Source organism: Paracoccus fontiphilus (assembly GCF_017356265.1).
Classification (GTDB): domain Bacteria; phylum Pseudomonadota; class Alphaproteobacteria; order Rhodobacterales; family Rhodobacteraceae; genus Paracoccus; species Paracoccus fontiphilus.
The window spans coordinates 1-25,093 of sequence record NZ_JAFNAW010000026.1; the positions used below are offsets into that span (position 1 = coordinate 1).

Annotated in this window: 20 protein-coding genes and 1 pseudogene; 12 read left to right on the forward strand and 9 right to left on the reverse strand. The window is 68.5% G+C overall.

The window, feature by feature from the left end; all coding sequences use genetic code 11:
* Window positions 1-880, reverse strand: an 880-nt coding sequence (locus J0F76_RS10685; protein ID WP_207469094.1) for a hypothetical protein, incomplete at its 3' end; no start/stop codon positions are given.
* 81 nt (window positions 881-961) lie between these two features.
* A complete protein-coding gene (argS, locus tag J0F76_RS10690) occupies window positions 962-2,704 on the reverse strand; it encodes an arginine--tRNA ligase (protein ID WP_207469096.1) in 1,743 nt (580 codons plus the stop codon).
* Window positions 2,705-2,993: 289 nt separating this feature from the next.
* Between argS and J0F76_RS10695 the strand changes: the two are divergent.
* Window positions 2,994-4,538: pseudogene (locus J0F76_RS10695) on the forward strand (DEAD/DEAH box helicase); the annotation flags it as partial.
* Window positions 4,539-5,090: 552 nt separating this feature from the next.
* Window positions 5,091-6,563, forward strand: coding sequence for an apolipoprotein N-acyltransferase (gene lnt / locus J0F76_RS10700; protein WP_207469106.1), 1,473 nt, complete (start codon window positions 5,091-5,093; stop codon window positions 6,561-6,563).
* A gap of 75 nt (window positions 6,564-6,638) precedes the next feature.
* On the opposite strand, the gene J0F76_RS10705 is transcribed toward lnt, so the two are convergent.
* On the reverse strand, window positions 6,639-7,265 hold the full coding sequence (locus tag J0F76_RS10705) for a J domain-containing protein (RefSeq protein ID WP_207469108.1): 627 nt from the start codon (window positions 7,263-7,265) through the stop codon (window positions 6,639-6,641).
* Window positions 7,266-7,334: 69 nt separating this feature from the next.
* Between J0F76_RS10705 and J0F76_RS10710 the strand changes: the two genes are divergently transcribed.
* The 5 genes from J0F76_RS10710 to J0F76_RS10730 all read left to right on the forward strand — a co-directional run bounded on the left by J0F76_RS10710 (window position 7,335) and on the right by J0F76_RS10730 (window position 13,002).
* Entirely contained in the window at window positions 7,335-7,586 is a 252-nt protein-coding gene (locus J0F76_RS10710) for a BolA family protein (RefSeq protein WP_207469110.1), read from the forward strand.
* An 80-nt stretch (window positions 7,587-7,666) separates the two neighbouring features.
* Window positions 7,667-8,632: a class II fructose-bisphosphatase gene (gene glpX, locus J0F76_RS10715; RefSeq protein WP_207469117.1), complete on the forward strand. Its 966-nt coding sequence runs from the start codon at window positions 7,667-7,669 to the stop codon at window positions 8,630-8,632.
* Window positions 8,633-8,703: 71 nt separating this feature from the next.
* Window positions 8,704-10,440: a single-stranded-DNA-specific exonuclease RecJ gene (gene recJ, locus J0F76_RS10720; protein ID WP_207469119.1), complete on the forward strand. Its 1,737-nt coding sequence runs from the start codon at window positions 8,704-8,706 to the stop codon at window positions 10,438-10,440.
* A gap of 64 nt (window positions 10,441-10,504) precedes the next feature.
* Window positions 10,505-11,197, forward strand: a complete 693-nt coding sequence (locus J0F76_RS10725; protein WP_207469121.1) for a metal-dependent hydrolase — start codon at window positions 10,505-10,507, stop codon at window positions 11,195-11,197.
* Window positions 11,194-13,002 (forward strand): M24 family metallopeptidase, encoded by a 1,809-nt coding sequence (locus J0F76_RS10730; RefSeq protein WP_207469123.1) that lies wholly within the window; start codon window positions 11,194-11,196, stop codon window positions 13,000-13,002. Before J0F76_RS10725 ends, J0F76_RS10730 begins: the two co-directional genes overlap by 4 nt.
* A 56-nt stretch (window positions 13,003-13,058) precedes the next feature.
* On the opposite strand, the gene J0F76_RS10735 is transcribed toward J0F76_RS10730, so the two are convergent.
* The 3 genes from J0F76_RS10735 to gltX form a co-directional block, all read right to left on the reverse strand.
* The gene (locus J0F76_RS10735) at window positions 13,059-13,709 is read right to left on the reverse strand and encodes an SDR family NAD(P)-dependent oxidoreductase (protein WP_207469125.1); all 651 of its coding nucleotides are present in this window, start codon (window positions 13,707-13,709) and stop codon (window positions 13,059-13,061) included.
* 88 nt (window positions 13,710-13,797) lie between these two features.
* Window positions 13,798-15,090, reverse strand: coding sequence for a citrate synthase (gltA, locus tag J0F76_RS10740; RefSeq protein ID WP_207469127.1), 1,293 nt, complete (start codon window positions 15,088-15,090; stop codon window positions 13,798-13,800).
* Window positions 15,091-15,180: 90 nt separating this feature from the next.
* Window positions 15,181-16,575: a glutamate--tRNA ligase gene (gltX, locus tag J0F76_RS10745; protein ID WP_207469129.1), complete on the reverse strand. Its 1,395-nt coding sequence runs from the start codon at window positions 16,573-16,575 to the stop codon at window positions 15,181-15,183.
* 97 nt (window positions 16,576-16,672) lie between these two features.
* Between gltX and J0F76_RS10750 the strand changes: the two genes are divergently transcribed.
* Entirely contained in the window at window positions 16,673-18,838 is a 2,166-nt protein-coding gene (locus tag J0F76_RS10750) for a ComEC/Rec2 family competence protein (protein ID WP_242690136.1), read from the forward strand.
* A gap of 33 nt (window positions 18,839-18,871) precedes the next feature.
* Here the strand turns inward: J0F76_RS10750 and J0F76_RS10755 are convergent, their stop codons facing one another.
* The 3 genes from J0F76_RS10755 to smpB are packed head-to-tail and all read right to left on the reverse strand — an operon-like array spanning window position 18,872 to window position 21,439.
* Window positions 18,872-20,053 (reverse strand): amino acid aminotransferase, encoded by a 1,182-nt coding sequence (locus J0F76_RS10755; protein WP_207469131.1) that lies wholly within the window; start codon window positions 20,051-20,053, stop codon window positions 18,872-18,874.
* Window positions 20,054-20,908 carry a 3-mercaptopyruvate sulfurtransferase gene (sseA, locus tag J0F76_RS10760; protein WP_207469133.1) on the reverse strand — a complete coding sequence of 285 codons (855 nt, stop codon included), beginning with the start codon at window positions 20,906-20,908 and terminating at the stop codon, window positions 20,054-20,056.
* A gap of 60 nt (window positions 20,909-20,968) precedes the next feature.
* The gene (gene smpB, locus J0F76_RS10765) at window positions 20,969-21,439 is read right to left on the reverse strand and encodes an SsrA-binding protein SmpB (RefSeq protein WP_207469141.1); all 471 of its coding nucleotides are present in this window, start codon (window positions 21,437-21,439) and stop codon (window positions 20,969-20,971) included.
* Window positions 21,440-21,538: 99 nt separating this feature from the next.
* Here smpB and J0F76_RS10770 point away from each other — a divergent pair, with 99 nt between their 5' ends.
* The 4 genes from J0F76_RS10770 to J0F76_RS10785 all read left to right on the forward strand — a co-directional run bounded on the left by J0F76_RS10770 (window position 21,539) and on the right by J0F76_RS10785 (window position 25,031).
* On the forward strand, window positions 21,539-21,976 hold the full coding sequence (locus J0F76_RS10770) for a potassium channel family protein (protein ID WP_207469143.1): 438 nt from the start codon (window positions 21,539-21,541) through the stop codon (window positions 21,974-21,976).
* 3 nt (window positions 21,977-21,979) lie between these two features.
* Window positions 21,980-22,969, forward strand: coding sequence for a P1 family peptidase (locus J0F76_RS10775; protein ID WP_207469145.1), 990 nt, complete (start codon window positions 21,980-21,982; stop codon window positions 22,967-22,969).
* Window positions 22,970-23,185: 216 nt separating this feature from the next.
* Window positions 23,186-24,658 (forward strand): NAD-dependent succinate-semialdehyde dehydrogenase, encoded by a 1,473-nt coding sequence (locus tag J0F76_RS10780; RefSeq protein ID WP_207469147.1) that lies wholly within the window; start codon window positions 23,186-23,188, stop codon window positions 24,656-24,658.
* 118 nt (window positions 24,659-24,776) lie between these two features.
* Window positions 24,777-25,031 carry a GlsB/YeaQ/YmgE family stress response membrane protein gene (locus J0F76_RS10785; RefSeq protein ID WP_207469149.1) on the forward strand — a complete coding sequence of 85 codons (255 nt, stop codon included), beginning with the start codon at window positions 24,777-24,779 and terminating at the stop codon, window positions 25,029-25,031.
* Window positions 25,032-25,093: the final 62 nt, after the last annotated feature.

The window sequence follows — 25,093 nt, forward strand, 5'->3', positions numbered from 1 at the left end:
GAGATGTGTATAAGAGACAGTCCGGCGCCTGGGTCGGGCGGCTTTCGGCGGCCACGGGGCGCGCGTCGGTTGCGGTGGTGCCGGCCGAGGCGACGCGGGTGCTGCGCGGACGCGGCGTGGGCCGGGTCGAGGTGGTCAGCACGCCGGGATTGGCCTCGGCCTGGGCCTGGACCAGCGCCTCGGCGATGGCGGCGGCCTGGGTCGGCACGCCGTTCTCATCCGTCAGCGCCTCGTTCACGGGGCCTTCGCTGGCCGGGGCGTCGCTGATGGCGGCGTCCTGGACGGCGCTGTCGGCCATGGCCAGGCGCTGGGCCTCGGCGGCAGCCTGCGCCTCGGCAAGGGCGCGGGCCTCGCTGTCGGACAGCGGAACGATGGGATCGCCCGCAAAGCTCAGCGGAACCTCGGAGGTGGTGGCGGGCTCGCGGGCCGTGGCGCCCAACTGGCCCATGGCGACGTCCTCGTCGGACAGGCCCACGGGCGCGGGGGCGATGGCGACCTGCTGGGTCGGCTGATGCTCGACCCCCTCGGCCACGGTGTTGACCGCATAGCCGGTATAGTTGGTCAGCTCTCCGCCCGGTTCGCTGGGCGCGGTGCGGGCATCGCCCGTGATCGCGCGGATCACCGGCACGCCCGACACGTCGCGCGACACCAGCTGCCAGCCCCAGACCATCAGCCCCACCATCAGCGCGACCGAGGCGACCGCGCCGAGGTAATGCGTCAGGCGCGCGAACCGGCCGGTCAGGCTGTCGCCCTCGGGCCCGTTGCCCTCGGGGCGCGACTGGTCGCCCTGCGCCCGGTCGTCCCAGCCGCCCTGATCGTACGAGAATTCGCGCTTCACCTTGTGACGCGAGAACACATAGCCGCCTTCGCGGTAATCCATCACTGCCATAGCCTGCCTGCCTGCCGGTTGATCCGACTTGAACTTGACTGCCCGTTCCGACCGGCTGGGGCGCCTTGTATCTCAGCGCATTTCCTTGACCGGCGTGACCCCAAGGATAGCAAGACCACTTGAAATAACAACGCCAACTGCACGCACCAGCGCGATTTTTGCCTGTGACGTGTCCGGATCGCCATCCTGCACGAAGCGCAGCGACGTGTCGTCGTTGCCGCGATTCCACAGCGAATGCAGGTCGGACGCGATTTCATACAGGAAAAACGCGACCCGATGCGGCTCGTGGGCGCGGGCCGCGTGTTCGACAAGCCGGGGCCATTCGGCAACTTTCCGCGCCAGATCCAGTTCCGCCGGATGCGCCAAAACGGACAAATCCGCCGAGGCCAAGGCCGAATCACCCACGTCGATGCCTGATTCGGCCGCGCGGCGCAGCACCGAATGAACCCGGGCACTGGCGTATTGGACATACCAGACCGGGTTGTCCTTGGACTGTTCCAGCACCTTGGCGAAATCGAAATCCAGGGCCGCGTCGTTCTTGCGCGTCAGCATGATGAAGCGGGTGACGTCGGCGCCCGCCTCCTCGACCACGTCGCGCAGGGTGACGAAGGTGCCGGCGCGCTTGGACATCTTGAACGGCTCGCCATTCTTGAACAGCTTCACCAGCTGGATCAGCTTGATGTCCAGCGGCACGCGCCCGTTCGACAGAGCCGCGACGGCGGCGTTCATGCGCTTGACATAGCCGCCGTGGTCGGCGCCGAACACGTCGATCAGCGCGTCGAAGCCCCGGTCGATCTTGGACCAGTGATAGGCGATGTCGGGCGCGAAATAGGTCCAGGCGCCATCCGATTTCTGGATCGGGCGGTCCACGTCGTCGCCATGGGCGGTGGACCGGAACAGCAGCTGCTCACGCTCCTCCCAGTCCTCGGGCAGCTTGCCCTTGGGCGGCTCCAGCACGCCGCGATAGATCAGGTCCATGGACCGCAGCCGCTCGATCGCGGCCTCGATCTGGCCGGTGCCGTACAGCGCCTTTTCGCTGGAATAGACGTCCATGCGCACGCCAAGCGCCGCCAGATCCTCGCGGATCATGGCCATCATCGCCTCGGTCGCGAAATCGCGCACTTCGACCAGCCAGTCGGATTCGGGCTTGTCCAGCAGGCTGGTGCCGTATTTCTGCTTCAGCGCTTCGCCCACGGGGATCAGGTAGTCGCCGGGATACAGCCCTTCGCGGATCTCGGGCTCCAGCCCGTTGGCCTCGCGGTAACGCTCGAAGGCCGACCGCGCCAGCACATCGACCTGCGCGCCGCCGTCGTTGATGTAGTATTCGCGCGTCACATCGTGGCTGGAAAAGGCCAGGAGGTTCGCCAGGGCATCGCCGAAAACCGCGCCGCGCACATGGCCGACGTGCATCGGCCCCGTCGGGTTGGCGCTGACGAATTCCACGTTGACCTTTTGCCCCGCGCCGATGGCCGAACGCCCGAAATCCGCGCCCTCGCGGATGGCGGTCGCGACCACGCCCTGCCAGACGGCCGGCGACAGGCGCAGGTTCAGGAAGCCCGGCCCCGCGACCTCGGCCGCGGCGATCCGTCCGTCGGTCAGGCGTGCGGCCAGCCTGTCGGCAATCTCGCGCGGCTTCATCCCCGCCGGTTTCGCCAGCACCATCGCGGCGTTCGTCGCCATGTCGCCATGGGCGGGATCGCGCGGCGGTTCCACCGCGACATTGCCGAAATCCAAGCCCTGCGGCAGCTCGCCCGCCTGCACCATCTGGTCCAGCGCGGCCAGAACGACGCCGCGCAGATCGGTAAAGAGGTTCATCATCGCTTTCCTGACTGTCGCCTGCCGGTTACCGCCTGGGGCGGTGCAAGGTCAACCGAAAGCCCCCGAAGCCCGTCGAAACCTCCCTTTTACGCGAGGTTTTCCGGTCAAAACATTGACGTGGCCGTCCACTTGGGATAACGCACGGCATGGCCTGCATCCGGCGGGCCGACTGAAGGGGCGTGCGAGTTCTGCGTCCCATGGCAGGCCGCACCAGCCATCCGGGCTTCGCGGCGGTGGAACGCATCGCGCCAGCCGGACTGGCGTCCGACTCTTGGAAAGCCCCTGAATGACGAAATTCTCCGATCTGAAGCTTGACCCCAAAGTGCTGCAGGCCGTCGCCGAGGCGGGATATGAGGTGCCGACGCCGATCCAGGCCGGCGCCATCCCGCCCGCGCTGGAAGGCCGCGACGTCCTTGGGATCGCGCAGACCGGCACCGGCAAGACGGCCAGCTTCACGCTGCCGATGATCACCCTGCTGGGCCGTGGCCGCGCCCGTGCCCGGATGCCCCGGTCGCTGGTCCTGTGCCCGACCCGCGAACTGGCCGCCCAGGTGGCCGAAAACTTCGACACCTATGCCAAGCACACCCGCCTGACCAAGGCGCTGCTGATCGGCGGCGTCAGCTTCGGCGAACAGGACAAGCTGATCGACCGGGGCGTGGACGTGCTGATCGCGACGCCCGGCCGCCTGCTGGACCATTTCGAACGCGGCAAGCTGCTGCTGACCGGCGTGCAGATCATGGTCGTGGATGAGGCCGACCGGATGCTCGACATGGGCTTCATCCCCGATATCGAGCGGATCTTCCAGCTGACGCCCTTTACCCGCCAGACGCTGTTCTTCTCGGCCACCATGGCGCCCGAGATCGAGCGGATCACCGACACCTTCCTGCACGCCCCCGAACGGATCGAGGTCGCCCGCCAGGCCACCACCAGCGAGACGATCACCCAGAGGCTGGTCGAGCTGGCGCCCTCGCGCCGCGACATGGCCGCCAAGCAGAAGCGCGACCTTTTGCGCGCGCTGATCGACGCCGAAGGCGACAAGGTCACGAACGCGATCATCTTCTGCAACCGCAAGACCGATGTGGACATCGTCGCCAAGTCGCTGGCCAAGCACGGCTATGACGCGGCGCCCATCCACGGCGACCTGGACCAGAGCCACCGCACCCGCACGCTGGACAATTTCCGCGACGGCAAGCTGCGCCTGCTGGTGGCCTCCGACGTGGCCGCACGTGGCCTGGACATCCCGGCCGTCAGCCATGTCTTCAACTACGACCTGCCCTCGCACGCCGAGGATTACGTCCACCGCATCGGCCGCACCGGCCGCGCCGGACGCCTGGGCAGCGCCTTCAGCATCGCCACCCCGGCGGATGACAAATACCTGGCCGCCATCGAGAACCTCGTGAAACAGACCCTGCCCCGCGCCGCCCTTCCCGAAGGCTTCACCCTGGCCGAATCCGACCGCAACGCCGGTCGCGAGGATCGCCGCACCGGCCGCGACAAGGGCCGTGGCCGCGACAAGAACCGGGGCCGTGACGAGGACCGCCGCGACGGCCGCGAGGAGCGTGCCGTCGAAGCCGCACGAGAGGAGCCGCGCCGCGAGGCGCAGCGGGAAGACCGGCGCGAGGATCGCAAGGACGATCGCCGCGAGGACCGGCGGGACGACCGCCGCGACCAGCGGGGCGACCGTCGCGGCCGCCGCGAGGACCATCGCGGCCCCGCCGTGGTCGGCATGGGCGATCACGTCCCGGAATTCATGCTGGTCGAACTGCGCCCGTCCCTTGCAGCCGTCGCGGCTGACCGGGATGCCGCAGCAAAGCTCGTGGAAGCCCCTGAACCGACGATGCCCGAGGCGGCCGACAAGCCGCGCCGCAATCGCAACCGCCGCAGGAAGTCCGATGCCACTGCGGACACGGCGGCCGTTCCGGAAACGCCCGTCATCGAGACGCCCGATGCCGTGACCGAAACCCCGGCGGCTGAAGTCCCTGCCCCCCCGGCAGCGCCAGCCCCGGCAGAGCCTGCCGAAGCGGCAGCCGAGACCCCAGTCCCGGTGGCCCCCCTCGAACCGGCGGCCGAGGAAACCCCGAAACCCCGGCGCACCCGCCGCAAGAAGGCCGAGCCGGAAGCGGTCGAAGCCCCTGCCGAACCTGCCGAGAAGCCCAAGCGCACACGCCGCAAGAAGACCGAGGCGGAAGCAGTCGAAACCGGTGCCGAGACTTCCGAGCCTGCCGAGAAGCCCAAGCGGACCCGGCGCAAGAAGGCCGAGGAACCCTCCGAAGCCGCGACCCAGGAAGCCCCGAAGCCCAAGCGCACCCGCCGCAAGAAGACGGACGACCCGGCAGCAGCGGAACCCCAACCGAACGCCGACGCGGACGCCTGATCGCTGCCGATGCGCGCTCTGGCCGGCCGACCGCCGCTGCGGCAACTCGGGGCCGATCTGTCGCTCGGGCTGATCGCCGCGCTTGGCTTGCCGCCCTTCGGCCTCTGGATCGCCACGCCGGTTGCCTTGGCGCTGGTGATCCGCCGCGCCTCGCGGGCAAGCAACGCGTTCTGGCCCATGCTGGCCGCCGGCCTGGGCTGGTTCTGCCTGTCGATGCACTGGATCGTCGAGCCGTTCCTGGTCGAACCCGAGATCCATGGCTGGATGGCGCCTTTCGCGCTGTTCCTCCTGGCGCTTGGCGGCGCGCTGTTCTGGGCTATCCCGGCCGGGTGGGCTGCGCGTTTGGCAACCGATGCGCCCCGCCGTGCCTTGGCGATTGCCGCCGCCCTGGTCCTGTCCGACTGGTTGCGCGGCTGGATCTTCACCGGCCTGCCCTGGTCCCTGACCGGCCATGTCTGGATCGACACGCCGGTCGCGCAAACCGCCGCCTGGACCGGAGCCCTGGGGCTGAGCCTGTCCACGCTGGCTCTGGCGGTCCTCCCCTCCTTGCTGCGGCCGGTTTCCGCCGCCCTTGCCGCGCTGCTGCTGACCTGCGGGCTATGGCTCGGGGGCATGGCGCGGCTGGCGCAACCGCTGCCGCCCGACACGCAGACCATCCTGCGCATTGTCCAGCCCAACGCCGAACAGCACCTGAAATGGGACCCCGAATGGGCGGCGATCTTCTTCCAGCGACTGCTGGACCTGTCGGCGGCACCCGGGTCCCGTGATCTGGTCGTCTGGCCGGAAACCGCCGTCAACTTCCTGCTGGAAGATGCCGAGCCGGTCCTGCCCGCGATGGCGCAGGCCGCAGGCGCACCGCTGGTCATGGGCATCCAGCGCCGGGATGGCAGCCGGTTCTTCAACAGCCTCGTCACCTTGGACACCGACGCGACGGTCGGCCAGATCTACGACAAGTTCCACCTTGTGCCCTTCGGCGAGTACATTCCCTGGGGCGACGCGCTGGCGCAGCTGGGCATCGGCGCCTTTGCCGCGCAACAAGGCAATGGCTATTCCGCAGGACCCGGCCCTGCGATCATGGCCGCGCCGGGGGTGCCCGATTTCCAGCCGCTGATCTGCTACGAGGCGATCTTCCCGCAGCACCTGCGCGGCCTTGATCAGCGCCCCGGATGGCTGCTGCAGGCAACGAACGACGCCTGGTTCGGGCAGTTCTCGGGCCCTTACCAGCACCTTGCCCAAGCCCGGCTGCGTGCCATCGAATCCGGCCTGCCGCTGGTCCGCGCGGCCAATACCGGCATCAGCGCGGTGATCGACCCGCATGGCCACGTTCGCCAGTCCCTCGGCCTGGGCGTCGAAGGCAAGATCGACGCCCCCTTGCCCGCTTCCCTGCCCGGCACCCCGTGGATGAGATGGGGCGATGCGCCATCAATCCTGTTCGCTCTGCTCGCGCTTGCCGCCGCCCTTTTCCGCCGAAAGCCGGCCTGACGGCTTCTTCGTTGCGGAAATACCCGCGGGGGAGTCCCCGACAGGGGACGGGGGCGGCAGCCCCCAAACCCGGCCTCAATCCTTGAAGAACCGGCTGTCCTTGACCTGGTCCCAGGCCCAGACCACCTCGGCCAGTCGATCCTCGTCGGACCGGTCGCCGCCGTTCATGTCGGGGTGCAGGTCCTTGACCAGCGACTTGTACTGCTTGCGGATCTCGGCCCGCGTCCAGGTGTCCTTGGCTTCTAGGATGTCCAGCGCCTTGCGCTCGGTCGGGGGCAGCTTGCGGCTGGCCTTGGCGCGCGCCTCGGGCGCGGTGCCGTTGGCGCCCAGGATTTCCAGAGGGTCGCTGACGCCGTGCCGCGCCCACTTGTCCTCGGCAGCCGCGCGGCCAAAGGGCTTGGTCGGGCGTTCCCAGACGGTCGCGTTGTCGATGAACTGCTGGAACTCCTCCTCGGACTGGCCTTGGAAATAATTCCAGTTCGCATTGTATTCGCGGACATGGTCCTTGCAGAACCAGAAGTAGTCATCAAGGTTGCGCGGGTTCTTGGGCGCGCGGTATTGGGCCGGCTCGTCGCAGCCCTGCTTGTCACAGATGCGGGTCGAGGTCTCGAAGGCGCCGGACATGCCGCGACGGCCCTTGTTCTTGCGCTTCTTGTCCTTCGCGGCCGAAATATCGAATCCGAACGGGTCGTTACTGCTCATCCTGGGGCACCTTTGCGACTCGGAGGCGGCAGTTTAGAGTTTTTGACGCGACATGAAAGGTCTTGACGAATGATTGCCGACGAAATGCGCCAAAGGCTGGCCGCGCTGAATCCCACCCGGATCGAGGTCATCGACGAAAGCGAAAGCCATCGCGGCCATGCGGGATACCGCGACGGCGGCCAGACCCATTTCCGCATCCGCATGGCCAGCCCGGCCTTCGCGGGCCTTGGCCGCGTGCAGCGGCACCGGCTGGTCCACAGCGCCCTGGGCGACATCGTCCCCCGCATCCATGCCTTGGCCCTCGACCTGGCCGAGGCGTGATCCGTTAGCGCCGTCAACACTTGTCGCTGCGGCAGGGCGGGCGTAGAAGCCGGACGGACCTGCGTCAACGAGGGATGGACATGACCGCGCCCAAGGATTTCAACGACCGGATGCTTTCGCTGGGCCTAGCCCGCGTCAGCGAGGCGGCTGCCCATGCCTCGGCCCGGCTGATCGGGCGCGGCGACGAGAAGGCCGCCGACCAGGCCGCCGTGAACGCCATGCGCGACCAGTTGAACATGCTGGACATCAAGGGGGTCGTGGTCATCGGCGAGGGCGAGCGCGACGAGGCCCCGATGCTGTACATCGGCGAGGAGGTCGGCACCGGCGAGGGCCCCGAGGTGGACATCGCGCTGGACCCGCTGGAAGGCACCACGCTGACCGCCAAGGACATGCCGAACGCGTTGACCGTGATCGCCATGGCTCAGCGTGGCACGCTGCTGCACGCGCCCGACGTCTACATGGAAAAGCTGGCGATCGGGCCGGGCTATCCGACCGATGTGGTCAGCCTGGACATGTCGCCCTCGGAACGTGTCCGCGCCCTGGCCCGTGCGCGGGGCGTCGAGGACAGCGACATCACCGTCTGCATCCTGGAACGTCCCCGGCACGAGGATCTGGTGGCCGAGGTTCGCTCGACCGGCGCGGCGATCCGGCTGATCACCGACGGCGACGTGGCCGGCGTGATCCATTGCGCCGAGGCCGAGCTGACCGGCATCGACATGTACATGGGATCGGGCGGCGCGCCCGAGGGCGTTCTGGCGGCATCCGCGCTGAAATGCATGGGCGGGCAGATGTGGGGCAAGCTGCTGTTCCGAAACGACGACGAAAAGGGCCGCGCGCGCAAGGCCGGCATCACCGATCTTGACCGGATCTACTCGCGCGACGAGTTGGTGACGGGGGACGTCATCTTCGCGGCGACCGGGGTGACGAACGGGTCGATCGTCGCAGGCGTCAAGCGCGAGCCGAACTATCTGCAGACCGAGACGATCCTGATGCGCTCGAAGACCGGATCGGTCCGGCGGATGATCTATCGCAACCCCATCAAGTAAGGGGGGCTTTGCCCCCGCCGCGCGTGCCGCGCGGCTCCCCCAGGGTATTTGGACAACGAAGAAGGTAGGCCGTGACGTTTCTGGGAATCGAGCAATCGCTGACAAATCGGCGGTGGATCGGCCCGGACGGCACGGCCGACCGCCTGGCCGAGGGGCTGGCGCAGCGCACCGGCCTGCCCCTGGCCGTTGCGCGCATCCTGGCCGAGCGGGGGGTCGAGGCGGATGAGGCGGACGGCTTCCTGACACCTCGACTGCGCGACCTGCTGCCCGATCCCTTGTCCCTGCGCGACATGAGGGTTGCCGCGGAACGGCTGGTCGCAACGGCGGTGAAGGGCGAACGCGTCGCCATCTTTGCCGACTATGACGTGGACGGCGGCAGTTCCGCCGCCCTGCTGCTGGACTGGCTGCGTGGCCAGGGGCGTGATGCCACGCTTTACATCCCCGACCGCATCGACGAGGGCTATGGCCCGAATGCGCCCGCCATGGCGGCTCTGGCCGAAAATCACGACCTGATCGTCTGCGTGGACTGCGGCACGCTGAGCCATGACGCTCTTGCCGCCGCCGCGGGCACTGACATCATCGTGCTGGATCATCACCTGGGCGGCGAGACCCTGCCGCCTGCCCTGGCGGTCGTGAACCCGAACCGCGCGGATGAGGATGGCGCCCTTGGCCATCTCTGCGCCGCGGGGGTGGTGTTCCTGACGCTGGTGCAGGCGGGCCGGGTGCTGCGCGGCCTGGGACGGCCCGAGCCCGACCTGATGGCGATGCTGGATCTGGTGGCCCTGGCCACCGTGGCCGACGTGGCGCCCCTGGTCGGCGTCAACCGCGCCTTCGTGCGGCAGGGTCTGGCGATCATGGCGCGCAGGCGCCGGCCCGGACTGGTCGCGCTGTCCGACGTGGCCCGGCTGGACGGCCCGCCCGGCGCCTTTCACCTGGGCTTCCTGCTGGGTCCGCGCATCAACGCGGGCGGCCGGGTCGGGCGCGCCGATCTGGGCGCCCTGTGCCTGTCCTGCCGCGACCCGCGAGAGGCCGGGCGGCTGGCCGCCGAATTGGACATGCTCAACCGCGACCGCCGCGCCATCGAGGCCGCCGTGCGCGACGAGGCCCTGGCCCAGGTCGAGGCGCGCGGCGATGCCCGCCTGTCCTGGGCCGCCGGTCAGGGCTGGCATCCGGGCGTCGTGGGCATCGTCGCCGCGCGGGTGAAGGAGGCGACCGACCTGCCCTCGGTCGTGATCGGCGTGGATGGCGGCATCGGCAAGGGGTCTGCCCGGTCAGTGCCCGGCGTCGATCTGGGCCGCGCGATCCATCGCCTTGCGGATGAAGGGCTGCTGATCAAGGGCGGCGGTCACACCATGGCCGCCGGCCTGACCGTGGCCGAGGCCATGATCCCTGCCGCCATGGCCCGGCTGTCGGACCTGATCGCAACCGACCTGGCGCAGCGGACGGGGGCGCGGGATCTGCGCATCTCGGGGCTGATGGAATGCGCGGGCGCCACCCCCCGGATGTATCGCCAACTGGAGGATGCCGGCCCCTTCGGCCAGGCCGCCCCCGCGCCGCGCTTCGCCTTTGCCGACCAGATGATCGACAGCGCAGGCACCATGGGCGACAATCACCTGCGCCTGTCCTTCCGCAGCGCGGGCGGCCCCGCGCTGGAAGCCGTGGCCTGGGGCGCGATGACCGGCCCCTTGGGCCCCGCGCTGATCGGCGCGCGCGGGCGGCGCTTTCATCTGGCAGGCAAGCTGGATCTGTCCACCTGGGGGGGGCGCGAACGCCTGCGCCTGCGTCTGGAGGATGCGGCGCCCGTCTGATCGCGTCTGGTCACGGCCCCGGCCCGCCGCTAACCTGCCCCCGACACCGGCAAAGGGAACCGCGATGAAACTGACCTGGCTTGGACATTCCGGCTTTCGCCTGGAGATCGAGAAGGCCGTGATCCTGATCGACCCCTGGATTTCCGGCAACCCGGTCTTCCCCGAGGATCGCCGCAGCGATGCCATCCAGGGCGCGACCCATGTCCTGCTGACCCACGGCCACGGCGATCATTCGGGCGACACGCTGGCCATCGCCAAGGAGCTGAAGATCCCTGTCGCGGGCATCTATGACCTGGTCAACAGCTGGGTCACCCATCACGATGTCGAGGGGATCGGCTTCAACAAGGGCGGCACCGTCGATCTGGGCGGGGCCAGGGTCACGATGGTGAACGCGTCCCATTCCAGTTCGCTCGACGGGGCGGACGGGCCGATCTATGCGGGCCACGAATCGGGCTACATGATCGCCGGAGAGGGGCATGTGATCTATGTCTCGGGCGACACCGACATCATGGCCGACATGGGCTGGATGGGCGAATACCACCGGCCCGACATCGGCATCCTGTGTGCGGGCGGGCATTTCACCATGGACATGCGGCGCGCGGCCTGGGCGGCCAGGAAGTACTTCGACTTCAGGACCGTGATCCCCTGCCACTACAAGACCTTCCCCCTGCTGGAACAATCCGCCCAGGCGCTGATCGACGGCCTGCCCGGAGTGACCGTGATCGAGCCCGAGGTCATGGAGGCGATCACGCTGTGAGCCTCCAGTCCTTCGACGATCCCGCGGGCGGGGGCGACCATCCGGCCCGGCTGGCGCAACTGCGCGCGCGCCTTGCCGCCGACGGCCTGGACGGCTTCGTCGTGCCCCGCGCGGATGCCCACCAGGGCGAATACGTGGCCGACGCCGATGCGCGGCTTGCCTGGCTCACGGGCTTCACCGGCAGCGCGGGGTTCGCCATCGTGACCGCCGGTCGGGCGGGCGTCTTCATCGACGGCCGTTACCGCGTGCAGGTCAAGGCGCAGGTGGATCTGGCGCATTTCACGCCGGTGCCATGGCCGGAAACCAAGCCCTCGGACTGGCTGCGGGATGCCCTTCCTGCGGGCGGTCGCCTGGGCTTCGATCCCTGGCTGCATACCCGGCAGGAAATCGAGAAGCTGGAAAAGGCCCTTGCCGACAGCGGCATAGGGCTGATCGCGGTCGATCGAAACCCGCTGGACGTGGTCTGGGCAGACCGCCCCTCACCGCCTGTCGGCCAGGCGCGCATCCACGACGATGCCTTGGCCGGCGAGACCTCGGCCGACAAGCGCGCCCGGCTGGCTGCCGAACTGCAAGAGCAGGGACAGGCGGCGGCGCTGCTGACGCTGCCCGACTCGATCTCGTGGCTGCTGAACATCCGGGGCAGCGACCTGCCCAGGAACCCCGTCGTGCAATCCTTCGCCGTCCTGTCGGACGACGGCCACCTGGCGCTGTTCGCCGACCCGGCCAAGTTCGACGACACGCTGCGCGCCCATCTGGGCAACGAGGTCGCGATCCTGCACCCCGAGGGCCTGGCGCCCGCGCTTCTGGATCTGGAAGGCCCGGTCCGCATCGACCCCGCCTCGGCCCCCGAGGCCGCCTTCCGTCTGCTGGAAAGCGCGAACACCCAGATCGCCCGCGCCACCGATCCGGCGATCCTGCCAAAGGCCCGCAAGAACGCCGCCGAACTGGACGGGATGCGCGCGGCCCATCTGCGGGACGGGGTGGCGATGGTGCGGCTGCTGGCCTGGCTCGACGCCCGGGAACCGGCCTCTCTGACCGAGATTGACGTGGTCGAGAAGCTCGAATCCCTGCGCCGCGAGGCCGGCATCGCCGACATCAGCTTCGACACGATCTGCGGATCGGGCCCGAACGGCGCCATCGTCCACTACCGCGTTACCCGCGCCACCAACCGCAGACTTGCAGCGGGCGAGGTGCTGCTGATCGACTCGGGCGGGCAATATCCCGACGGCACCACCGACATCACCCGCACGGTGCCCCTGGGCGATCCGCTGCCCGACGCCATCGCCCCCTGCACGGCCGTCCTGCGCGGCATGATCGCGGTCAGCCGGACGCGCTTTCCGCAAGGCGTCGCCGGGGCGCATCTGGATGCCCTTGCGCGGCAATACCTGTGGATGCAGGGGCAGGATTACGATCACGGGACCGGCCACGGCGTCGGCGCGGCGCTCTGCGTCCACGAAGGCCCGGCGCGCATCAGCCGCATCAGCACCCTGCCGCTGGAGGCGGGCATGATCCTGTCGAACGAGCCCGGCTATTACCGCGAGGACGCCTTCGGCATCCGCATCGAGAACCTGGTCGCGATCACCCCGGCCGAAGCCGAGCCGGGCCGCACCATGCTGGGCTTCGAGACCCTGACCCTCTGTCCCATCGACCGCCGCCTGATCGACGTCTCGGCGCTGTCGCGCGACGACATCGCCTGGCTTGACGCCTATCACGCCCGGGTCCGCGACGCGCTGTCGCCGCATCTGGACAAGCCTACGCGCGCCTGGCTGGATCAAGCGACCCGCCCTTTGGCTTCTTCGTTGTAGAAAATACCCTCGGGGGTCCGGGGGCAGACAGCCCCCGGCCTGCCGCGGGACGCACCCTAAAGCGCGTCCAGAATGCGCGCGGCTTCCTTCTTGCAGGGCGTCAGTGCCGCCCGATCCTCGCCGGGGAAGAAGCGCGCGCGAACTGCCGTGGGCATCGCCGCAGGCTCGGCAATGACCACGCGCGGCCCGACGGATGCAGTTTCTGCCCCCCAGCTGCGCGCCAGGGCGATCTGGCCCGCCTTGGTCGCGCCATAGGCGCCGAAGAACTTCTGCCCCGCGCGGGGATCGTCGAAGAACAGCGCCGTGCCCTTCCGAACGCGCAGCAGCGGCTCCAGCAGGGCGATCAGCCCGCGCGCCACGTCCATGTTGACCAGAACCGAATTGGCCCAGTCCTTGCCGTCGACATGCGGCGCGGGCGCCAGGGGCGCGGCGTGGATCGCGCAATGCGCCCACAGATCCAGCCCGCCCCAGCGGCCCAGCACGGACTGGGCCAGTTGCTGCATGGCGGGCGCCTCGGTCACGTCCATGGGCGCCAGGGTCGCGCTGCCGCCCGCGCGGCGGATGCGGTCATCCAGTTCCTCCAGCGCGCCAACCGTGCGCGCCACGGCCAGGACGTGATAGCCGCGCCCGGCCAGATCCTCGGCCAGGGCGGCACCGAGGCCTCGGGATGCGCCGGTCACCAGCGCGATTTTCTGTATCTCTGTCATGGCTGCTTCCCTTGCCACCGGCCCGGCGCCTTCGCAAGGGCGCAACGAGAAAGGGCCCCCGCAGGGGCCCTGTCCGAGGTGCGACAGATCAGCGCGCGGCGACTTCGAGATAGTCGCGCTTTCCCGCCCCCACATACAGCTGGCGCGGACGGCCGATCTTGGCCTGCGGATCGCCGATCATTTCCTTCCATTGCGCGATCCAGCCCACCGTCCGCGACAGCGCGAAGATCGGCGTGAACATCGAGGTCGGGAAGCCCATCGCCTCGAGGATGATGCCCGAGTAGAAATCGACGTTGGGATACAGCTTCTTCGAGACGAAATACTCGTCCTCCAGCGCGATCCGTTCCAGTTCCTTGGCGACCTGAAGCGTCGGGTTGTCGTGCACCCCCAGCAGATCCAGGACCTCATCCGCCGATTCCTTCATGACCTTGGCGCGCGGGTCGAAGTTCTTGTAGACCCGGTGGCCGAAGCCCATCAGGCGGAACGGATCGTCCTTGTCCTTGGCCTTGGCGATGTATTCCGGGATGCGGTCCACGGTGCCGATCTCGCGCAGCATCTCCAGGCAGGCCTGGTTCGCGCCGCCATGGGCCGGTCCCCACAGGCAGGCGATGCCCGCCGCGATGCAGGCGAAGGGGTTCGCGCCCGACGAGCCCGCCAGACGCACGGTCGAGGTCGAGGCGTTCTGCTCGTGATCCGCGTGCAGCGTGAAGATGCGGTCCATGGCGCGGGCCAGGGCCGGGTCCACGACATATTTCTCGGCCGGGACCGAGAAGCACATGTGCAGGAAGTTGCTGGCATAATCCAGTTCGTTCTGCGGATAGACGAACGGCTGGCCGATCGAATACTTGTAGGCCATGGCGGCAATGGTCGGCACCTTGGCGATCAGCCGGATCGCCGCGACCTCGCGCTGCCAGGGATCGTTGATGTCGGTCGAGTCGTGGTAGAAGGCCGACATCGCGCCGATCACGCCCACCATGGTCGCCATCGGGTGCGCGTCGCGGCGGAAGCCCCGGAAGAAGTTGTGCATCTGCTCGTGCACCATCGTGTGACGGGTCACGCGACGCTCGAAATCCTCCATCTGCTCGGCGGTGGGCAGTTCGCCGTAAAGCAGCAGGTAGCAGACTTCCAGGTAATGGGACTGCGCCGCCAACTGCTCGATGGGATAGCCGCGATACCACAGCTCTCCCTTGTCGCCGTCGATGAAGGTGATGGTCGAATCGCAGCTTGCGGTCGAGGTGAAGCCGGGATCATAGGTGAACACATCCGCCTGGCCGTACAGCTTGCGGATATCCAGCACGTCCGGCCCCTCTGTCGGGCTGAGGATCGGCAGCTCGTATTCCGAGTCGTTGATCTTGAGAGTGGCGGTCGTCGCGTCGGCCATCCAATGCGTCCTTTCCGGCTGAGCCGGGCCGACCTTTGCGTTCGCGGGGGCGACTTCGCGCGGGACGACCCTGGCAAGTGAGGGCAGGCGTCAGCCTGCCAAATCCGTCTGGTCCTGCAACCGGGCCAGCGATTCCTCGCGGCCTAGCGCCGTCATCATGTCGAACACGCTGGGGGTCGCCGTCCGGCCAGCCAAGGCCGCGCGCAGCGGCGCCGCCAGTTTGCCCAACCCGACGCCGTGTTCTTCGGCGACCTGCTTGGCCGCCTGCTCCAGCTCGTCTCGCGTCCAGCTAACATGCTGCACTGCGGCAGTCAACGCGGACAGCATACCACGGGATACCGTATCCAGAGACTTTGATGCTTTCTCGTCCAGATCCACCGGCCGGTCGATCAGCGCGAAGCGGGCCTGATCCAGCAGTTGCGGCAAGGTTTTCGCCTTTTCCTTCAGGGCCGGAAGCGCGGCGATCACCCGATCCCTTTGACGCTGCGTCAGCGGCTCGGCCCCCGTCTCGGACAGGAACAGATCAAGCGCCGCCATCAGCTCGGCATCGGGCATGGCGCCGATATGATGGCCGCTGACATGCTCCAGCTTCTTGAAGTCCAGCCGGGCGGGCGCCCGGCCGATGCCCCCCAGATCGAACCAGTCGCGGGCTTGGGCGTCGTCGAACAGCTCGTCGTCGCCATGGCTCCAGCCCAGCCGGGCCAGATAGTTGCGCATCGCCGCCGCCGGATAGCCCAGCGCGGCGAATTCATGCAGCCCTACGGCGCCGTGGCGTTTCGACAGCTTCTTGCCGTCCTCGCCATGGATCAGCGGGATATGGGCGAAGACCGGACGAGGCCAGCCCATCGCATCGAAGATCTGCACCTGCCGGAAGGTGTTGGTCAGGTGGTCGTCGCCCCGGATCACATGGGTCACGCCCATGTCGTGGTCGTCCACCACCACCGCCAGCATATAGGTGGGCGTGCCGTCCGACCGCAGGATGATCATGTCGTCAAGCTGGTCATTGCTGACCCGCACCGTGCCCTGCACGGCGTCGTTCACGACCGTCTCGCCTTCGCGCGGCGCGCGCAGGCGGATGGCATAAGGCGCATCGGACAGGTCCGTCGCATCGCGCCACGGGCTCTGGAACGGCTGGCGCGGGTTCGCCTCGCGCCATTCCGCGATCTCCTCGGGCGTGGAAAAGCATTTGTAGGCAGCGCCGCTGTCCAGCATCTGCCTTGCCACCTCGGCATGGCGGTCCTTGCGCTCGAACTGGCTGATCGGCTCGCCATCCCAGTCGAGACCCAGCCAGGACAGACCCTTCAGGATGGCCTCGGTCGCCTCGGGCGTGGAGCGGGCGCGGTCGGTATCCTCGATCCGCAGCAGGAACTTGCCGCCCCGGCCCCGCGCGTAAAGCCAGTTGAACAGCGCCGTGCGCGCCCCGCCGATATGCAGGTATCCCGTGGGCGAGGGCGCGAAGCGGGTGACGATGGGCGTGTCGGACATGGCGGCTTCCTGGATCGGGCGGGCATTAACGCTTTGGTAAGCTGTCCATGCCAGTGTTCGGGCGCAGAGATAGCCAAGCCGGTGCGAAAGGACAAGAATGGCCGCCTCGGGCGACATGACGGCATTGCCGGGCCTTTCCGGCGCGCGCGCGGCCCTGCGGCACGCCGACGTGCGGCCCGCCCGGATGGCCGCCACGCTGCGCGCGGGGCTGTTCGCCTGGGTGCCGGTCTGCCTTGCCGCCGGAATCGCCCTGTGGTTCGCGCTGCCGGCCCCGCCGTCGCGATGGCTGTGGACCGCAGCCGGCCTGCTGGCGCTGGCTGCGCTTGCCGCCGAGCGTCTGGCCCTGCCCTGGGCGGAACGGGGCCGCATCGGCTGGCCCTTGGCGGACGGGCTGCGGATCGGGGCGACCGCGGCTCTGCTGGTCATCGCGGGCTTCGGCCTGATCGGGCTGCGATCCGCAATGGTCGCGGCCCCTGTCATGGAATGGCGATACTACGGGCCCGTCGAGGGGCGGCTGGTGGACATCGACCGCTCCGCCCGCGACCGCATCCGCATCACCTTGGACCGGGCGGTCCTGCGCGACACTGCCCCCGACCGAACGCCCGCCAAGGTGCGGCTGTCGCTGATGGACCAGACCGATCCGCTGCCGCCCCTGGGCCAGCGGGTCATGCTGACCGGCCATCTTGGCCCGCCGCCTGCCCCGGCCTCGCCCGGCAGCTTCGATTTCCGCTGGCTGGCCTGGTTCGAGGGATTGGGCGCCGTGGGCTACACCCGCAACCCCATCATGACCGTGGAACCGGCCGAAGGGGGCCTCTGGGCCATGCACCGCGCCCGCATGGCGATCAGCCGGGCGATTCAGGACGGCATCGGCGGGCAGGAAGGCGCCGTGGCCTCGGCCCTGATGACCGGCGACCGTTCGGGGATCACGGAGGCCACGAACGAGGTGATGCGGGCGTCGAACCTTTATCACATCATCTCGATCTCGGGCCTGCACATGTCGATGCTGGCGGGCTTCGTCTATGCCGCGCTGCGCATGGCCCTGGTGCTGGCGCAGGGCCTGGGCGCACCCTTGCCGCAGGCGGTCCACAAGATCGCGGCGCTTGGCGCGCTGCTGGCCTCGGCCGCCTATCTGTGGCTGTCGGGCGGCGGGGTGGCGACCGAGCGGGCCTTTGTCATGGTCGCGGTGATGCTGCTGGCGATCATGGCCGACCGGCGCGCGATCTCGCTGCGCACCATCGCCCTGGCGGCGACCATCATCCTGATCTATTCGCCCGAGGCCGTGACCCATCCCGGCTTCCAGATGAGCTTCGCGGCCACCGTCGCGCTGATCCTGTCCGCCGGGCCATGGTCGCGCATCTCGCCCCACCTGCCTTTCTGGCTGAGGCCGGTGGCGATGCTGATCGTTTCCTCGCTTGTGGCATCCATCGCGACCTCGCCGCTGGCCGCGGCGCATTTCAACCGGATGGCGCAGTATGGGTTGATCGCAAACCTGCTGGTCGTGCCGGTCATGGGGGCATTGGTAATGCCCGCAGGCGTGATTGGCGCGCTGCTGGCCCCGGTGGGGCTGGCGGGACCGGCGCTGTGGGTGATGGGACTGGGCACCCGTTGGATGCTGCGGGTCGCGGAATACGTGGCGGGTCTTGGCGGATCGGTCACGGCGCTGCCCTTGCCGCCCGGCCCGGTGATTCCGCTGATGTGCTTCGGCGCGACGCTGGCGGTGCTGTGCTGGCGGCAAGGGATGACCGCGCGGCGGCCCGGCCCGATGGGGGCGGGCTTCCTGGCCGGTCTTGCGATGCTGGCGGCGTCCGGGGCGATCTGGCTGACCGCCAGCCGCCCGCTGCTGCTGGTTGCGCCCGAAGGCGAGGCCGTGGGGCTGATGACCGTGGCGGGACGGGCCGTGTCCAAACCCTCGGGCGGGGCCTTCATCGTCGAGACCTGGCTGCAAGAGGACGGCGAGGTCGTCACGCAAGAGGAATCGGCCGCCCGCCCTGCCTGGCAGGGCGACAAGCGCGACCGGATGGCCGCGCTGCCGGGGGGTTGGCAGGTCTGGCATTTCACCGGCAAGGGAGCCGAGACCCGCGCGCCCGCCGCCTGCCAGCCGCGCCGCATCGTGGTGGTCGCGGCCAGGGTCGAGAAGGCGGACTGGCCTTGCCTGATGCTGGATCTCGGGCGGCTGCGCGCCACGGGGGCCATCGCCATCGACATGGATGATGAGGGCCCCGTGCTGGGCGGCGTCAACGACCTGCGCCGCGATCCCAGCTAGCCCCTGCGGCAGGACCGCAGGGGCCCTGTGCAATCAGATCCCGGCGTCGATGATCGCGCGGGCAAGGACCGGCACCGTGTCCCGGTTCAGCCCGGCGATGTTCAGCCGCGAATCTCCCACCATGTAGATCGCCGCGTCGGACTTCAGCTTTTGCACCTGTTCCGGCGTCGCCCCCAGGCGCGAGAACATGCCCCGATGCTGGCCGATGAAGTCGAAGCGGTCGCTGCCCGACAGGTCGCGCAGTTCCGACGCCAGTTGCGACCGCAGGCCCAGCATGGTGTTGCGGACCTCCTCAAGCTCCGACGCCCAGTCGGCGCGCAGGGCGTCGTCAGACAGGATGGTGCTGACGATCCGCGCCCCGTGGTCGGGCGGGAAGGAATAGTTCTGCCGGTTCAGGAAGGCCATCGAACCCTGCGCCAGATCGCGCGCGGCGGTGTCTTCCGCCAGCGCGAACAGGATGCCGGTGCGTTCGCGATAGATGCCGAAGTTCTTGGAGCACGAGGCCGCGATCAGCACCTCGGGCAGGCGGGCGGCGATCATCCGCGTCGCTGCCGCGTCTTCCTCCAGCCCGTCGCCGAAGCCCTGGTAGGCCAGGTCGATCAACGGGATCGCGCCGGATGTCTCAAGGATCGCCGCGACTTCCTCCCACTGCGCCATCGACAGGTTCGCGCCGGTCGGGTTGTGGCAGCAGCCGTGCAGCAGCACGATGTCGCCCTTGCCAGCCTTGGCGATGTCGGCCTTCAAGCCGTCGAAATCGACGCCGCGCGTTTCCGCGTCGAAATAGCGGTATTCGACGAAGGGCAGGCCCATGAACTTCATGATCGACAGGTGGTTGGGCCAGGTCGGGTTCGAGACGTAAACCGTCACCTCCGGATTGGCCAGGCGCGCCAGTTCCAGCGCCTGCCGGATCGCGCCGGTGCCGCCCACCGTGGCCAGCGACGCCAGCCGGTCGCCCGGCACGTCCTTCAGCACCATGCCCGCCATGGCGTTGCGGTATTCAGGTTCGCCCGCGAGGCCAGTATAGGCCTTGGTCGTCTGCGTTTCCCAGATCCGCTGCTCGGCCGCCTTGACCGCCCGCATCACCGGTGTCACTCCCTGCGGGTCCTTGTAGACGCCGACGCCCAGGTCGATCTTGCCCTGCCGGGTGTCGGTCTTGAACTCCTCGATCAGCTTCAGGATCGAATCGGGGGCTTGCGGTTTCAGGTTCGACAGCATTCAGGCGTCTCCGGTTGCGATGGGCAGGTCCGGGAAGCTGCCCCATTCGGTCCAGCTTCCGTCGTAAAGCGAGTGGTTGCGGTGCCCGATCCGCTCCAGCGCGAGGCTCAGCACGGCAGCGGTAATGCCGCTGCCGCAGCTTGTGATCACGGGCTTTTTCAGATCGATCCCGGCGTCCTCGAACGCGGCGCGCAGGGCCTCGGGCGATTTCATGGTACCGTCCGCGTTCAGCAGGCGCCCGAAGGGCACGTTCCGCGCGCCGGGAATGTGGCCGGACCGCAGGCCGGGGCGCGGCTCGGCCGCCTCGCCCCGGAAACGCTCGGGGGCGCGGGCATCCACGATCCCGTGATCGCCCAGCTTGCTGGCCGCCGCCACCTGCGTCACGTCGCGCACAAGGCCCGCCTGGCGCTGCACGGTGATGTGGCGGTCGCGCAGGATGGGGGGCATGTCCTCGACCGGGCGGCCCTCGGCCTGCCACTTGGCGAGGCCGCCGTCCAGGACCGCCACGTCGGTCTTGCCCATCAGGCGAAAGGTCCACCAGACCCGCGCGGCGCTGCGCACGTCGGAATTGTCATAGACCACGACCTGATGGCCGTCGCCCACGCCCAGGGCGCGCATCCGGGAGATGAACATCTCGACCGGCGGGGCCATGTGCGGCAGGGCCGACCGCTTGTCGGAAATCGCGTCGATGTCGAAGAACCGCGCAGCCGGAATATGGGCCGCGTCGTATTCGGCCCGCGCGTCGCGGCCCGTTGCAGGCATGTGCCAGCTTGCATCCAGAATGCGCAGGTCGGGATCGTTCAGATGGGCCGCCAGCCATTCGGTCGAGACCAGCGTTTTCGGATCGTCCTGCATGGCCCCTCCCCCTCATGGCGCGGGCCTGATCTACAGGGCCGATGCCCCCCTTGCAATGGCCTAGCCCTGCTTCAGCAGCCGCTGCTTCTGCCGGTTCCAGTCGCGCTTGGCGCTTGTCTCGCGCTTGTCGGCGACCTTCTTGCCCTTGGCGACGCCGATCTTCAGCTTCACGATGCCGCGGTGGTTGAAATACATCACCAGCGGCACCAGGGTCATCCCCTCGCGCCCGATGGCCTGCCAAAGCCGCGCCAGTTCCTTGCGGCTGACCAGCAGCTTGCGCTTGCGGCGCTCCTCGTGGCCCCATACCCCGGCCTGCTTGTAGGCGGCGATATAGCCGTTGATCAGCCAAAGTTCGCCATCCTCGACCGAGGCATAGCTTTCGGCGATGTTGGACTGCCCGGTGCGCAGCGATTTCACTTCGGAACCCGTCAGGACGATGCCCACCTCGAGGTCGCTTTCGATGAAGTAATCGAAGCGCGCCCGCCGGTTTTCGGCGATGATCTTGTAGTTCTTGTCGGGTTCCTGGGCCATGGCGCTTGCAGATAGGCGTGCAAGGGCGGTCTGTAAAGATGCGCGTTGCGCGCCAGACCGGGTGTGATAGCCCTTGCGGCAGGCGCGGAGGGCATTGCCATGCTGGGTCAGATCGCCTTGGGATCAATTCTGATGCTGTGCAGCATCGGCATCGCGGGCCTGTGGATCTGGCTGCTGGAAACGGCCTTCGCCCGATGGGAATGGTGGCTTGTGCGCGCGCCCCACCGGCCCAAGCTGATCCTGATCGTGCTGGCCTCCAGCCTGGCGGTGCTGGCGATGGTCACGATGTCGGTCTGGCTGTGGGCGGGGGCGTTCCACCTGCTGTCCATCTTCCGGGATTTCGAGGAAGCGATGTATTTTACCCTGGTGACCTTTACCACGCTGGGCTACGGCGACGTGCTGATGCCCGACGAATGGCGCATCCTGGGGGGATTGGCCGCCGCGAACGGGCTGCTGAGCTTTGGCCTGATGACCGCGCTGATGGTGGAATCGCTGCGCCATGTCCGCGTCCGCCAGATCGAATTCACCAAGGAATAGCGCATGAAGCCGGGACCGCTGAACCTGATCACCGACATCGCGGGCCTGCGGGTGGGCAACGCCGCCGACGCGCGCCTGAAATCCGGCGTCACGGTGCTGACCGCCGATCGGCCCTTCACGGCAGCGGTTCACGTCATGGGCGGCGCGCCGGGGACGCGGGAAACCGATCTGCTGGCCCCCGACAAGCTGGTGGCGCAGGTCGATGCGCTGGTGCTGTCGGGCGGGTCGGGCTTCGGACTGGCGGCCTGCGACGGGGCGATGGCGGGGCTGCGCGCGGCGGGCCGGGGCTTTGCCGTGGGCAGCGCGCGGGTGCCGATCGTGCCGGGGGCGATCGTCTTCGACCTGCTCAATGGCGGGGAAAAGGACTGGACGGACAATCCGTATCCGGCGCTTGGGCGGGCAGCCCTTGACGCAGCGGCCGCGACGTTTGCCCTGGGCACGGCGGGCGCGGGCGCCGGGGCCACGACCGGGAACCTCAAGGGCGGGCTCGGCTCGGCATCGGCGGTACTGTCGGACGGGCTCACGGTGGGCGCCTTGGCGGTGGTCAACGCGGTGGGCCGGGCGACGGTCGGCGACAGCCGGCGGTTCTGGGCCGCCCCCTGGGAGTTGGGCGACGAATTCGGCGGCCTGGGCCTGCCCGCCAGCTTTCCCGCCGCCCGGGAACCGGCAACGGCCAAGCGGATGGGCGAGGCCACGACCATCGCCATCGTCGCGACCGACGCGGCCCTGGACAAGGCCGCGCTGCAGCGCCTTGCCATCGCAGCCCATGACGGCATGGCCCGCGCCTTGGTTCCCAGCCATACGCCCTTCGACGGCGACCTGGTCTTCGCGGTCTCGTCGGGCGCAAGGCCGCTGTCCGATCCCGCACGGGATGCCTTCCTGCTGGGCCATGCCGCCGCGTCCTGCCTGGCCCGGGCCATCGCGCGCGGTGTCCATGCCGCGGTCCCGGCGCCGGGCGACCGCCAGCCCTGCTGGCGCGACCTGCGGCCATGAAAAAGGGGCGGTGCGCGACCGGCACACCGCCCCATCAGAGAGAGGGTCGCCAAGAGGGAAGGCTTAGCGATGTTCTTCCAACGCCGGCGCGGCCGTTGGGTTTCACGGCGGACGCGACTTTTTCACGGTTGTCACACGTGCAGGCATCATCCCCCTTGGCTTTGACATCGCCCTGCCTGCGTGGTGATCATCGGCCAACCGCTTCAGGAGCCAGCCATGACCAAGCATTCCACCGATCTGAAGACGCTGCTGCGCGACCCCTCGCTTCTGGAAACCCGTGCCTTCGTGGCCGGCGAGTGGGTCGAGGCCGGGGACGGCGCGACCTTTGACGTGATCAACCCGGCACGGGGCGACGTCATCGCCAGGGTCGCCGACCTTGGCCGCGCCGACGCCGCCCGCGCCATCGCCGCCGCGGCCCAGGCCATGAAGGCCTGGGCCGCGCGCACTGCCAAGGACCGCGCGCAGGTGATGCGCCGGTGGTTCGACCTGATGATGGCCAACCAGGACGACTTGGCCCGCATCCTGACCGCCGAGATGGGCAAGCCCTTCCCCGAGGCCAAGGGCGAGATCGCCTATGGCGCCAGCTTCGTCGAATGGTTCGGCGAGGAAGCCAAGCGCGTCTATGGCGAGACGATCCCCGGCCACCTGCCCGACAAGCGCCTGACGGTGATCCGCCAGCCGATCGGCGTGGTGGGCAGCATCACGCCCTGGAACTTTCCCAACGCCATGATCGCCCGCAAGGCCGCCCCCGCCCTGGCCGTGGGCTGCGGCTTTGTCGCCCGTCCCGCCGCCGAGACGCCCTTGTCGGCGCTTGCGATGGCGGTTCTGGGAGAGCGTGCGGGCTTGCCCAAGGGCATCCTGTCCGTCGTCACCTCGTCCCGGTCCAGCGACATCGGCAAGGAGTTCTGCGAGAACCCGCTGGTGCGCAAGCTGACCTTTACCGGCTCGACCGAGGTGGGCCGCATCCTGCTGCGCCAGGCCGCCGACCAGGTGCTGAAGTGCAGCATGGAGCTGGGCGGCAACGCGCCCTTCATCGTCTTCGACGACGCCGACCTGGACGCGGCGGTCGAAGGGGCGATGGCATCGAAGTTCCGCAACAACGGCCAGACCTGCGTTTGCGCGAATCGCATCTATGTGCAGGCCGGCGTTTATGACGCCTTTGCCCAGAAGCTGGCCGCTGCGGTGGACAAGCTGCGGGTGGGCGACGGGCTTGAGGACGGCGTGACCACCGGCCCCCTGATCAACGAGGACGCGGTGGAGAAGGTCGAGGAGCATATCCGCGACGTCCTGGACGGCGGCGGGCAGGTCGTGACCGGCGGCGAGCGGCTGGACGGGCTGTTCTTCAAGCCCACGGTCGTGACCGGCGTCACCGACCGCATGAAGGTCGCGACCGAGGAAACCTTCGGCCCCCTCGCCCCTCTGTTCCGCTTCGAGACCGAGGAGGAGGTCGTCCAGAAGGCAAACGACACGATCTTCGGGCTAGCGTCCTACTTCTATGCCCGCGACATCGGCCGCATCACCCGCGTGCAGGAGGCGCTGGAATACGGCATCGTCGGCGTGAACACCGGCATCATCTCGACCGAGGTGGCGCCCTTCGGCGGCGTCAAGCAGTCGGGCCTGGGCCGCGAAGGCAGCCGCCACGGGATCGAGGATTACCTGGAGATGAAATACATCTGCCTGTCGATCTGACAGTTCTGCAACCAATTCCACGGCTTGCGGAACGGAAGGCGGGGCCTCGGCATTGACCTGCGAAGACCCCGGCCTTCAGCCTGTCATCCGGGGTCGCTTTTGCAAAAAGGGGAAGTGCATGGAAGGTTTTGGCTGGATTCTGTCGATCATCCTGGGCGCCATCGCGGGCTGGATCGCTGAAAAGATCATGAAAAGCGACCACGGCCTGTTGCTGAACATCATCCTGGGTATCCTGGGCGCGCTGCTGGGCAACTGGCTGGCTCGGGCGGTCTTCGGCACCACGGCGGGCGGGGCCATCGGGCAGATCGTCATCGCCGTGATCGGCGCCTGCATCCTGATCGCCCTGGGACGGATGATTCGCCGCAATACCTGAGCGGGCGGAAACGGAAAGGCCGGTGCGTTCGATCCGCACCGGCCTTTTCGCTTGCCGAAAAG

Bases quoted from the DNA above. Each gene is read 5' to 3' on its own strand.
- argS (WP_207469096.1), bottom strand. From the start codon at position 2,704: ATGAACCTCTTTACCGATCTGCGCGGCGTCGTTCTGGCCGCGCTGGAC.
- lnt (WP_207469106.1), top strand. From the start codon at position 5,091: ATGCGCGCTCTGGCCGGCCGACCGCCGCTGCGGCAACTCGGGGCCGAT.
- J0F76_RS10705 (WP_207469108.1), bottom strand. From the start codon at position 7,265: ATGAGCAGTAACGACCCGTTCGGATTCGATATTTCGGCCGCGAAGGAC.
- J0F76_RS10710 (WP_207469110.1), top strand. From the start codon at position 7,335: ATGATTGCCGACGAAATGCGCCAAAGGCTGGCCGCGCTGAATCCCACC.
- glpX (WP_207469117.1), top strand. From the start codon at position 7,667: ATGACCGCGCCCAAGGATTTCAACGACCGGATGCTTTCGCTGGGCCTA.
- J0F76_RS10725 (WP_207469121.1), top strand. From the start codon at position 10,505: ATGAAACTGACCTGGCTTGGACATTCCGGCTTTCGCCTGGAGATCGAG.
- J0F76_RS10735 (WP_207469125.1), bottom strand. From the start codon at position 13,709: ATGACAGAGATACAGAAAATCGCGCTGGTGACCGGCGCATCCCGAGGC.
- gltA (WP_207469127.1), bottom strand. From the start codon at position 15,090: ATGGCCGACGCGACGACCGCCACTCTCAAGATCAACGACTCGGAATAC.
- gltX (WP_207469129.1), bottom strand. From the start codon at position 16,575: ATGTCCGACACGCCCATCGTCACCCGCTTCGCGCCCTCGCCCACGGGA.
- J0F76_RS10750 (WP_242690136.1), top strand. From the start codon at position 16,673: ATGGCCGCCTCGGGCGACATGACGGCATTGCCGGGCCTTTCCGGCGCG.
- J0F76_RS10755 (WP_207469131.1), bottom strand. From the start codon at position 20,053: ATGCTGTCGAACCTGAAACCGCAAGCCCCCGATTCGATCCTGAAGCTG.
- sseA (WP_207469133.1), bottom strand. From the start codon at position 20,908: ATGCAGGACGATCCGAAAACGCTGGTCTCGACCGAATGGCTGGCGGCC.
- smpB (WP_207469141.1), bottom strand. From the start codon at position 21,439: ATGGCCCAGGAACCCGACAAGAACTACAAGATCATCGCCGAAAACCGG.
- J0F76_RS10770 (WP_207469143.1), top strand. From the start codon at position 21,539: ATGCTGGGTCAGATCGCCTTGGGATCAATTCTGATGCTGTGCAGCATC.
- J0F76_RS10775 (WP_207469145.1), top strand. From the start codon at position 21,980: ATGAAGCCGGGACCGCTGAACCTGATCACCGACATCGCGGGCCTGCGG.
- J0F76_RS10780 (WP_207469147.1), top strand. From the start codon at position 23,186: ATGACCAAGCATTCCACCGATCTGAAGACGCTGCTGCGCGACCCCTCG.
- J0F76_RS10785 (WP_207469149.1), top strand. From the start codon at position 24,777: ATGGAAGGTTTTGGCTGGATTCTGTCGATCATCCTGGGCGCCATCGCG.